Here is a 10,078-nt window from a genome sequence, read left to right on the forward strand (position 1 = left end):
GTCGGCGGGCGTGCCGCCGCCGATCGTGCCGGGGGCGTCGGAAGGCGCGCCGAGAGCGTCGGCGGGTGTGCCGGGCGCCCCGGAAGGTACATCGGTGGATGACTGATGGGGCATGACGGCCGCCTGTCGACGAGGGAGAAAGAAGTGGCGCTCTTGGCGAATGTTCGCCAATGACGTCATTCTGCCAAACCGTGAGCGAACGGGTGCCCGTGGTCGTGCCATAGTGGGTCGTGCCGGCCCGTCCGGTGCGCGAAGGAGCGTGTCACCACCTCCCCCCGATGGTTCGACCCACTTCGCGCCAGGTGCGCGCCGCCCCGGGAGCATTTCCTCCCCCTGGGTTCCCGGGGCCGCGCGCGCCGCCTCCTCGCCGGTAGGGTTGCAGCCATGAAGGCTTTGGTCGTCGGAACGGGCGCGCGCGAGCACGCCATCGTCAAGGGTCTCGCAGCGGATCCGCAGGTCGACGTCATCGTCGCCGCCCCCGGAAATCCAGGCATGGCCGCCGACGCCCAGGTGCGTGACGTCGACATCCTCGACGGTGACGCCGTCGCCGAACTCGCGCAGGAGATCGGGGCCGACCTCGTCGTCATCGGGCCCGAGGCGCCGCTCGTCGCCGGGGTGGCGGACGCGGTGCGCGCAGCCGGAATCGACACGTTCGGCCCGTCCGCCGAAGCCGCCCGACTCGAGGGGTCGAAAGCGTTCGCGAAGGACGTCATGGCCGCCGCCGACGTCCCGACCGCCGGCGCGCACGCGTGCACGAACATGACGCAGGTCGTCGAGGCCCTCGATGCGACCGGCGCCCCGTACGTCGTCAAGGACGACGGGCTCGCGGCCGGCAAGGGTGTCGTCGTGACGAACGACCGCCACGAGGCGCTCGCGCACGCCCGGGCCTGTCTCGACGCCGGGTCGAGCCTCGTCATCGAAGAATTTCTCGACGGCCCCGAGGTGTCGCTGTTCTGCATCAGCGACGGTGCGACGGTCGTTCCGCTCGAGCCGGCGCAGGATTTCAAGCGCGCCCATGATGACGATGCGGGCCCGAACACCGGTGGCATGGGCGCGTATTCGCCGCTCGACTGGGCGCCGGCGGGGCTCGTCGACGATGTCGTGAAGCGAGTCGCGCAGCCGACGATCGTCGAGATGGCGCGCCGCGGCACGCCGTTCGCGGGCGTGCTGTACGTCGGGCTGGCGCTGACGTCGAAGGGCCCCAAGGTCGTCGAGTTCAACGCGCGCTTCGGCGACCCGGAGACGCAGGTCGTCCTCGCGCGTCTGCGCACGCCGCTCGGCGGTCTGCTGCGCGCTGCCGCACGGGGTGAGCTCGCTGACTTCGGGCCGCTCGAATGGAGCGATGACGCCGCCGTCACCGTCGTCGTCGCGAGCGAGGGTTACCCCGCAAAGCCGGTGACGGGTGCGCGCATCGACGGCCTCGACGAGGTGAACGGTGACGGCACCGCGGCGGGTGACGGTGCGTACGTCCTGCATGCGGGGACGAATCTCGGCAGCGGCGGCGGAATCGTCTCGTCCGGTGGGCGCGTGCTGTCGGTCGTCGGGCGGGGTGCGGATCTCGCCGCCGCCCGTGAGGTGGCGTACGCGGGCGTCGAGCGCATCACGTTGCCCGGCAGTCATCACCGCACCGACATCGCGCTCAAGGCACTCGAGGGTGAGATCACCGTCGAAGGAGAGAAGGCATGAGCGAGACACTCGAACTTCCTGGGTACGCGCACGTCTACTCCGGCAAGGTGCGCGACCTGTACGCGCCGCTCGACGCCGACGGCAAGCCTCGCGACGACCAGGTGCTGCTCGTCGCGAGTGACCGCATCTCGGCGTTCGACTTCATCCTCTCGACACCGATCCCCGACAAGGGCAAGGTGCTGACGCAGCTGTCGCTGTGGTGGTTCGAGCAGATGGCCGACCTCGTGCCCAACCACGTCGTCTCGACGGACGTGCCCGACGCCGTCGCCGGCCGTGCGGTGCTCGTCGAACGGCTCGACATGGTGCCGCTCGAAGCCATCGCCCGCGCGTACCTGACGGGTGGCGGGCTCGCCGAGTACCGCGCCACGGGTGCGGTGTGTGGGGTGGCCCTGCCGGACGGCTTGGTCGATGCCTCGAAGCTCGAGACGCCGATCTTCACGCCGACGTCGAAGGCCGAGATCGGGGATCACGACGAGTCGATGACGTTCGACGAGGCCGTCATGCTCGTCGGGCGGGAGCGCGCGGATGAGATGCGTGACCTCACCGTTCGAATCCTCGGGCGCGGCAACGAGATCGCTGCCGAGCGCGGCATCCTCATCGCCGACACGAAGGTCGAGTTCGGCGTGCGCGCCGACGGCACCCTCGTGCTCGCCGACGAGCTGCTGACGCCCGACTCGTCACGCTTCTGGCCGGCCGCGTCGTGGCAGCCGGGGCGCGCACAGGATTCGTACGACAAGCAGTTCGTGCGCGACTGGCTGACGTCCCCGGCCTCTGGTTGGGACAAGTCGTCGGGCGAGCAGCCGCCGGCATTGCCCGACGACATCGTCGCCGCCACGCGCGCCAAGTACATCGAGGCCTACGAAGCACTGACGGGCCGCACGTTCGCGTGACGGGTCGCAGTGCGGCGGGCGAGCCCGAGGTTCAGCGACCGGCCCACGGCATCAGTATCGGTGTCGACCTGGCTGCCGCCCCGGTCAACACCGCTGCGGTGGAGTTGGCTTGGGAGGGGGACCGCGCGACGATCGTCGACGTCTGGGGCGAGGGTCGTGAGTGCGTCAGCGACGCGGTGCTCGTCAGCCTCCTCGATCGCAGTGACGCCAAGATCGGCGTCGACTGCCCGTTCGGCTGGCCTCAGGAGTTCGTCGAACTCGTGCGTGATCAGGGTAGTGGGGAACCGGGAGGATCCGAGGTGCGGGAAGCGTCCTACGCGACGCCGGACGAACGCCAGCGCTTGGTCTATCGGGCGACGGATCTCGACGTGATCGAGGTGACGAAGCGCCACGGCTCGAGCGCTGATCCGGCGCGGCCGGCCGTCAGGCCGCTCAGTGTCTCGGCCGATCGCATCGCCCACGTGTGCGCACCGTGACGCGGCCCGTCAAGAGGGCTGGATCCACCTGCCGCTGCGCACGACGTGAGCGGGAATGGGGCGTTGTCGGTGGCGCCGCCTAGACTCAGGGTGCTGGACACACCGCCTCTCACAGGGAGAACCCATGGGCCACGTCGTCGTCGACGTCATGCTGAAGTCCGAGATCCTCGACCCGCAGGGTCAGGCCGTCGCCGGTGCGCTGCCGCGCCTCGGTTTCGAGCAGTTCACCGACGTGCGTCAGGGCAAGCGTTTCGTCCTCACCGTCGACGGTGATGTGACGGACGCGCACCTCGCTGCGGCGCGTGAGGCGGCCGACAAGCTGCTGAGCAACCCCGTGATCGAGGACGTCGTCAGCGTGCACGACCTGAAGGACGAGCAGTGAAGATCGGCGTCATCACCTTCCCCGGTTCGCTCGACGATCACGACGCGAAGCGCGCCGTTCGCCTCGCCGGGGGAGACCCCGTCGACCTGTGGCACGGTGACGCCGACCTCAAGGGCGTCGACGCCGTCGTCGTGCCGGGCGGTTTCAGCTACGGCGACTACCTGCGCTGCGGCGCCATCGCGCGGTTCGCGCCTGTCATGGACGAGCTGATCCCTGCGGCGCAGGGCGGCATGCCCGTGCTCGGCATCTGCAACGGCTTCCAGATCCTGTGCGAATCGCATCTGTTGCCCGGCGCGCTCATCCGCAACGACCACCAGAAGTTCCTGTGCAAGGACCAGGTGCTGCGTGTCGAGAACACCTCCACCGCGTGGACGAACGCTTTCACCGCCGATCAGGAGATCACCATCGCGCTGAAGAACGGGGAGGGCTGCTTCGTCGCCGACGACGCGACGCTCGACCGCCTCGAGGGCGAGGGCCAGGTCGTCTTTCGCTACCTGCAGGGCAACCCGAACGGCTCGTACCGCGACATCGCAGGCGTCACGAACGAACGCGGCAACGTCGTCGGCCTCATGCCGCACCCCGAGCACTGCGTCGAGGAGGGCTTCGGCCCCTCGACCGACGGGCTCGCCTTCTTCACGTCCGCCATCACGGCGCTCGCGAGCGTCTGAGGAGACAGCACTGATGACTGAGATGAACACGAGCCCGGAGCCGGGCCAGCTCGCCGCTGCCGAAGAGGGCTTCAGCGCCGACAGCCAGATCATCGCCGCGCCGAAGACGGACGGCCTCGACACGGTGAGCAAGGCCGAGGCGACGCCCGACGTCGAGCAGCCGTGGGCCGAACTCGGCCTCAAGGACGACGAGTACGCGCGCATCCGCGAGATCCTCGGGCGCCGCCCGACGAGCGCCGAACTCGCGATGTACTCCGTCATGTGGAGCGAGCACTGCTCGTACAAGTCGTCGAAGACGCACCTGCGCCGCTTCGGCGACCTGCCGAGCGAGACGCCGCGCGGCAAGCAGCTCGCCGGCATCGGCGAGAACGCCGGCGTCATCGACATCGGTCAGGGCTGGGCCGTCACCTTCAAGGTCGAGAGCCACAACCACCCGAGCTACATCGAGCCCTACCAGGGCGCCGCGACCGGCGTCGGCGGCATCGTCCGCGACATCATGGCGATGGGCGCGCGCCCGATCGCCGTCATGGATCCGCTGCGCTTCGGCGCGCTCGACCACCCCGACACCGCGCGTGTCCTGCCCGGCGTCGTCGCCGGCATCGGCGGCTACGGCAACTGCCTCGGCCTGCCGAACATCGGTGGCGAGGTCGTGTTCGACGACTGCTACCAGGGCAACCCGCTCGTCAACGCGCTGTGCGTCGGCAAGCTGCGCCACGAGGATCTGCACCTCGCCAAGGCCGCAGGCCAGGGCAACAAGGTCGTGCTGTTCGGCGCCAAGACGGGTGGCGACGGCATCGGCGGCGTCTCCGTGCTCGCCTCCGAGACGTTCGACTCCGAAGGGCCGACGAAGCGACCCGCCGTCCAGGTCGGCGACCCCTTCGCCGAGAAGGTGCTCATCGAGTGCTGCCTCGACCTGTACGCCGCGGGCGTCGTCGAGGGCATCCAGGATCTCGGGGGTGCCGGATTGTCCTGCGCGACATCCGAACTCGCCTCCGCCGGTGACGGCGGCATGCACATCGAACTCGACCGCGTGCCGCTGCGCGACAGCTCGCTGCGGGCCGAGGAGATCCTCATGTCCGAGTCGCAGGAGCGCATGATGGCCGTCGTCGCGCCAGACAAGCTCGACGCGTTCATGGCGATCGCCGAGAAGTGGGACGTCGAGGCCGTCGTCCTCGGCGAGGTCACCGACGGCGAGAACCTCGTCATCACCTGGCATGGCGACGTCGTCGTCGACGTGCCGCCGCGCTCCGTCGCGCACGACGGGCCGGTCTACGAGCGCCCCCTCGCGCGACCCGAGTACCTCGACGCGATGCAGGACGACGTGTCGTCGCTGCTGCGCCGACCGGCGTCGGGCCACGAGCTGCGCGCGCAGCTGTTGCAGGTGCTGGGTTCGCCGAACATCGCCGACAAGTCGTGGATCACCGACCAGTACGACCGCTACGTCATGGGCAACACGGCGCTCGCCATGCCTGACGACGCCGGCGTCGTGCGCGTCGACGAGGGCACCGGGCTCGGCGTCGCGCTCTCGACGGACTGCAACGGCCGTTTCGCGAAGCTCGACCCGTTCATCGGCGCGCAGCACGCCGTCGCGGAGGCGTACCGCAACGTCGCGGCCGCCGGCGCGACGCCGCTCGCCGTCTCCGACTGCCTCAACTTCGGCTCGCCCGAGGATGCGGGCGTCATGTGGCAGTTCAGCCAGGCCGTCGACGGCATCATCGAGGCGTGCCGCGCGTTCGGCACTCCCGTGACGGGCGGCAACGTGTCGTTCTACAACCAGACGGGTGACGTCGCGATCCACCCGACGCCCGTCGTCGCCGTCCTCGGCGTGCTCGACGACGTCAGCAAGCGCACGCCGTCGGCGTGGAAGGATGCGGGCCTCGCGCTCTACGTGCTCGGCGAGACGCGGGACGAGCTCGACGGCTCCGAATGGGCCGGCGTCGTGCACAGCCACCTCGGGGGCCTGCCGCCGATGGTGCACCTCGAGAACGAGAAGGCGCTCGCGTCGGTGCTCATCGACGGTGCCCGTGACGGCCTGCTCGCCGCGGCTCACGACCTGTCGTCCGGCGGTCTCGCGGTCGCGTTGGCCGAAGGCGTCATGCGTCATGGTGTCGGTGCGTCGGTGTCGTTCACCGACAACGCGTTCGTGTCGCTGTTCTCCGAGTCGGCCGCTCGCGCCCTCGTCGCGGTGGCACCGGAGCACGTCGAGGCGGTCGAGGCGCTCGCGTCGAAGGCCGGTGTAGCCGCAGCGAAGATCGGCGAGACGGGTGGCGGCGCGCTCGCCGTCGGCGACCTGTTCTCGATCCCGGTCGCCGAGCTCTCCGAGACGCACCAGGTGCCGCTGCGAAAGATCTTCGGCTGACGGCCTGCGCATCGCTGACGGTTGGTGCGCGGTCGTTCGAGAGGCCCATTCCTGGAATCAGGAATGGGCCTCTCGGCGTGTTCACGAGGTGCGGGTCCGGGCGGTGCCCCATCTCGGCTCGGCTGCTCGGATTGGGGCTGCAACTCTGCCATGCGGGATTGCGGCTCTCAACCGGCGAGTCGGGGTCCGAAACTCGGCCATGCGGGATTGCGGCCCTCACGGGTTGGGCGTGCGACGGCGGTGACGCGGCTGGCAGCGCGGGCACCAGAACAGGTTGCGGCCCGCGAACTCCTCGATTGCCACGGGCGTGCCGCAGACGAGGCACGGTTGCCCCGCGCGTCGATAGACGTAGACCTCGCCGCCGTGCTTGTCGACGCGCGGATCACGCCCCATGATCTCGGGCGAGTGTTCGTCGCGGACGGTGTCGATGCGGCCGTCGCGTACCCCGAGCGGCATGAGCGCGACGAGGTCCGCCCAGATCGCGTCGAACTCGGTGCGGCGCAAGAACTTCCCCGGCATCTTCGGGTCGAGGCCGTGGCGGAAGAGCACCTCGGCTCGGTAGATGTTGCCGACGCCGTTGAACACCTTCTGGTCCATGAGCAGCGCAGCGATCGGCGTCGACGTGTGGCGGATCCGCACCCACGCGACGTCAGGGTCGGCGTCCACGCGCAACGGGTCGGGCCCGAGCTTGCCGACGATCGCCGCCACCTCGTCCGGCGTCTTGAGCGCGCAGACGTTGGGGCCACGCAGATCCATGACCACACTGCCGCGCGCATCACCGTCGTCGGACGATGCTCCGAGACGCCACCGGATGGCGCCGGTGATCGGCGCCTCGACGGGCTCGACACCGTACGTCCAGAAGAACTTTCCGAGCAGACCGAGGTGGATGTTGACGCGCTCGTCGAGCCCTTCGAACGCGACGAGCATGTGCTTGCCGTAGGCCTCGGCGTGATCGAAGGCACGGCCGTCGATGCGCGTGGAGCTTTCGGCGAATCGGCCCTGGGGAGAGGAAGACTTGATGATTCGCCCAGCGAAGTTGTCGTTCATCATCCCCGCGATGCGGTGCGTGACGTGGCCCTCGGGCATCGTTCTCCTTCGTCGTGGCGGTGCAGCCGATCGTGTCACGCTCGCAGCGTCAGCGCACTCGCCACGCACCGAGCTGCGGCGGGACGGGGGAGCGTGCCGCGTCGTTGTCGGTGAAAGGGGCGGCCGCCCGCAACATCCGTGCCAGCTCGGCGCCGCGCCGGACGCCCGTCGGCAGGGGCGCACGAGCGGCGGCGCGGGTGACGGCGTCGAGGTCGAGGGCGCTGGAGTCGGCCGACGCGGCCAGCACGACGTTGCCGAAGCGCTTGCCCTTGAGCACCTCGTGCGCCCCGACGATGACGGCGTGTGGCAGCACGGCGGTGAACGTCGCGGCGGCGCGTGAGGTCCACGCGAACCTTGGCTCGTCGGCGAGATTGGCGATGAACACGCCACCCGGCTTGAGCACACGCGCGACGTCGGCCGCGAACGTCGGGCTGACGAGCTCGGCCGGCACGCGTCCGTCGGCGAATGCGTCGAGGACGATGACGTCGGCCGAGTCGTCCTTGAGAGCTACGACGCCCGAGGCGCCGTCAGCCGGCCGTACCCGGATGCGATGCGCGCGGGGCAGCGGCAGTTCGCGACGGACGGCGTCGGTGAGGCGGACGTCGGGCTCGAGGACGATCTGCGGCGAACCGGGGCGGGTCGCCTCGACGTAGCGTGCCAACGTCAGCCCTGCGCCGCCGACGTGCGTGACGCCGAGCAGGGACGGCGCGGGCGGCGTCAGCGCGTCGAGCACGAGCGCGAAGTGCTGGATGTACTCGAACTCCAGCAGCGTCGGATCGTCCGGGTGGACGTGCGACTGCGGGTGCCCGTCGCGCATGACGGTGACGCCGCCGCGCTCGTCGGTGATGAACTCGAAGGGGTCGCCGGCGGCGGTCTCAGGGGCAGTCGTGGGGATACGTCGGCGAGCCATGCGACCAATGTAGGCGGTGCGAATGTGGACGAAGATCGCCGATGGGGGCAGGAATCGCGAAGGTGGGCGGGATTCGCGAAGGTGGACAGGAATCGCCGATGTGTCCGTGGTTTGCCGATGGGAACGAGAATCGCGGAAGGGGAGGGCGCCCCTAGGATGGGGCGCATGCCACCTCGTCGCCGCATCGCGCCAGAAGCGGGTCGCGCCGCCGTCCTCGCCTGGGCCGCGAACCCCGCCGACACGGCACGACCCACCACCGCCCTCGCCGTGCGCTACACGCTCGAAGAGCTTGGCATCCAGGTGCCCGGCCGCACCGTCGAGGTGCGCGTGCCGCCGTTCGGCGCCGTCCAGTGCATCGAGGGCCCGGTCCACACGCGCGGCACGCCCCCGAACGTCATCGAGACCGACGCCGTCACCTGGCTCGAACTCGCCACCGGCCGCCTGACGTGGGACGCCGCCCGCGCCGAGGGGCGCCTGCGCACGTCGGGGCAGCGCGCCGACGTCTCGGCCCAACTGCCGCTCGTCCCAGCCTGACGGGACTCGCAACGGTGCCGGGCTGGCCAGCAGCGCCGGCCGCGGAGGTGGCCGCGGCCCCGCCCCGCCCGGGAGGCAAACGGAGCCTGGAGGATGGCGGGTAACTCACAGGTCGGCGGGCAGTTCCCTGCCGACGTGTGAGCTACTCGCCATCTTGCCGTCAGGGGAGCGTGTGCGGACCCGCGCGATGTGCGCGCAGGGTGCCGAAGGGCTCGGTCAGGCGGCCGAGGACGGCGATGGCCGCCCACCTTCGAGGTGAGCGGCCATCGTCAGGAGCCGGGTCGATCAGCGCTGGGAGGGGTTCCAGTGGCGGAACATCGCGGCCTTGGCGGCGTCCACGCTCGTGAACCACACCTCGGCCTCGGTCTGCTCGTAGCTCGGGCTCTCGTGCGTGTGGAACAGCATCGTGTCCGCGTTGCCCTTGATCGTGTACGCCGGCGACGGCGCCGAACCATCCTCGTTCGGCTCGGCCGAGCCGGGGCCGAAGGGACCGTCAGCCACCTCGGCAGCCGAGACCTCAGCCGCCGTGGGAGCAGCCTGCAACGGCGAACCGGAGCCCTGCGGCGACTGCCCCGACTCGCTCGCTGAAGCCGTGTCGTGAGCCAGCTCGTCGGACGTGAAGTCCTGCAGTGGCTGAGCGGCGTCGTCGGTGCGTACGTCGGCCTCGACCGCCGTCTGCGAGGCGCTCGCGGCATCCTCGGACGCCAGCGGCTGCGCCAGCGTCGTCGTGGCGGCGTTCGACGCAGCGCCCGTCGTCGACGTGGACGGGTCGGCGACGGGCTCGCTCACACCGACACCGGCCGACTCCGCAGGCGCTGCGGCCGCGTCGGTCGTCGCCGGAGCGAACTGGTCAAGCTGGTCCAGCGGCAGCGGCTCGGTGCCCCAGTCGTCGCCGCCCGAGGGCTTCGGCGCAGCAGGGGTCGTGGCGGGTGCCGACGCGGGGGCGTCCTGCGCTCCCGAGCCCGCGTGCTTGGACTGCGTCTGCGTCGCGGTCGAGTCGGCTTCCGCGGAACGGTCCGACGCGTCGGTCGCCGTGTCGTCCGACGAGCGGCCCGACGCCATCGCGGCAGCAGCGGCCGCCCCTCCC

At 70.4% G+C, this 10,078-nt stretch carries 9 protein-coding genes and 1 pseudogene; 7 read left to right on the plus strand and 3 right to left on the minus strand.

Annotated features, from left to right (window positions below; genetic code table 11):
* Positions 1–384: 384 nt before the first annotated feature.
* From purD to purL, 6 genes are all read left to right on the plus strand, one after another.
* Positions 385–1,686 (plus strand): phosphoribosylamine--glycine ligase, encoded by a 1,302-nt coding sequence (gene purD, locus HMPREF0321_RS06990; RefSeq protein WP_006945323.1) that lies wholly within the window; start codon positions 385–387, stop codon positions 1,684–1,686.
* A complete protein-coding gene (locus tag HMPREF0321_RS06995) occupies positions 1,683–2,576 on the plus strand; it encodes a phosphoribosylaminoimidazolesuccinocarboxamide synthase (protein WP_006945327.1) in 894 nt (297 codons plus the stop codon). Before purD ends, HMPREF0321_RS06995 begins: the two co-directional genes overlap by 4 nt.
* Positions 2,573–3,052: a DUF429 domain-containing protein gene (locus tag HMPREF0321_RS07000; RefSeq protein ID WP_006945322.1), complete on the plus strand. Its 480-nt coding sequence runs from the start codon at positions 2,573–2,575 to the stop codon at positions 3,050–3,052. Before HMPREF0321_RS06995 ends, HMPREF0321_RS07000 begins: the two co-directional genes overlap by 4 nt.
* Before the next feature lie 124 nt (positions 3,053–3,176).
* On the plus strand, positions 3,177–3,434 hold the full coding sequence (purS, locus tag HMPREF0321_RS07005) for a phosphoribosylformylglycinamidine synthase subunit PurS (protein ID WP_006945329.1): 258 nt from the start codon (positions 3,177–3,179) through the stop codon (positions 3,432–3,434).
* Positions 3,431–4,102 (plus strand): phosphoribosylformylglycinamidine synthase subunit PurQ, encoded by a 672-nt coding sequence (purQ, locus tag HMPREF0321_RS07010; protein ID WP_006945326.1) that lies wholly within the window; start codon positions 3,431–3,433, stop codon positions 4,100–4,102. Before purS ends, purQ begins: the two co-directional genes overlap by 4 nt.
* 13 nt (positions 4,103–4,115) lie before the next feature.
* The gene (gene purL / locus HMPREF0321_RS07015) at positions 4,116–6,461 is read left to right on the plus strand and encodes a phosphoribosylformylglycinamidine synthase subunit PurL (RefSeq protein WP_006945321.1); all 2,346 of its coding nucleotides are present in this window, start codon (positions 4,116–4,118) and stop codon (positions 6,459–6,461) included.
* 216 nt (positions 6,462–6,677) lie between these two features.
* On the opposite strand, the gene HMPREF0321_RS07020 is transcribed toward purL, so the two are convergent.
* Both HMPREF0321_RS07020 and HMPREF0321_RS07025 read right to left on the minus strand, forming a co-directional pair.
* Positions 6,678–7,547, minus strand: a complete 870-nt coding sequence (locus tag HMPREF0321_RS07020; protein ID WP_006945325.1) for an Fpg/Nei family DNA glycosylase — start codon at positions 7,545–7,547, stop codon at positions 6,678–6,680.
* A 49-nt stretch (positions 7,548–7,596) separates the two neighbouring features.
* Positions 7,597–8,457: a spermidine synthase gene (locus HMPREF0321_RS07025; RefSeq protein WP_006945320.1), complete on the minus strand. Its 861-nt coding sequence runs from the start codon at positions 8,455–8,457 to the stop codon at positions 7,597–7,599.
* Between the two features lie 165 nt (positions 8,458–8,622).
* On the opposite strand from HMPREF0321_RS07025, the gene HMPREF0321_RS07030 reads away from it, so the two are divergent.
* A complete protein-coding gene (locus tag HMPREF0321_RS07030) occupies positions 8,623–8,991 on the plus strand; it encodes a sterol carrier family protein (protein ID WP_006945324.1) in 369 nt (122 codons plus the stop codon).
* Between the two features lie 285 nt (positions 8,992–9,276).
* On the opposite strand, the pseudogene HMPREF0321_RS16445 reads toward HMPREF0321_RS07030, so the two are convergent.
* Positions 9,277–10,078 (minus strand): annotated as a pseudogene (locus HMPREF0321_RS16445) (hypothetical protein); the annotation flags it as partial.

This window comes from Dermacoccus sp. Ellin185, assembly GCF_000152185.1.
GTDB classification, from domain to species: Bacteria; Actinomycetota; Actinomycetes; order Actinomycetales; family Dermatophilaceae; genus Dermacoccus; species Dermacoccus nishinomiyaensis.

Bases quoted from the DNA above. Each gene is read 5' to 3' on its own strand.
- purD (WP_006945323.1), top strand. From the start codon at position 385: ATGAAGGCTTTGGTCGTCGGAACGGGCGCGCGCGAGCACGCCATCGTC.
- HMPREF0321_RS06995 (WP_006945327.1), top strand. From the start codon at position 1,683: ATGAGCGAGACACTCGAACTTCCTGGGTACGCGCACGTCTACTCCGGC.
- HMPREF0321_RS07025 (WP_006945320.1), bottom strand. From the start codon at position 8,457: ATGGCTCGCCGACGTATCCCCACGACTGCCCCTGAGACCGCCGCCGGC.
- purS (WP_006945329.1), top strand. From the start codon at position 3,177: ATGGGCCACGTCGTCGTCGACGTCATGCTGAAGTCCGAGATCCTCGAC.
- HMPREF0321_RS07020 (WP_006945325.1), bottom strand. From the start codon at position 7,547: ATGCCCGAGGGCCACGTCACGCACCGCATCGCGGGGATGATGAACGAC.
- HMPREF0321_RS07030 (WP_006945324.1), top strand. From the start codon at position 8,623: ATGCCACCTCGTCGCCGCATCGCGCCAGAAGCGGGTCGCGCCGCCGTC.
- purL (WP_006945321.1), top strand. From the start codon at position 4,116: ATGACTGAGATGAACACGAGCCCGGAGCCGGGCCAGCTCGCCGCTGCC.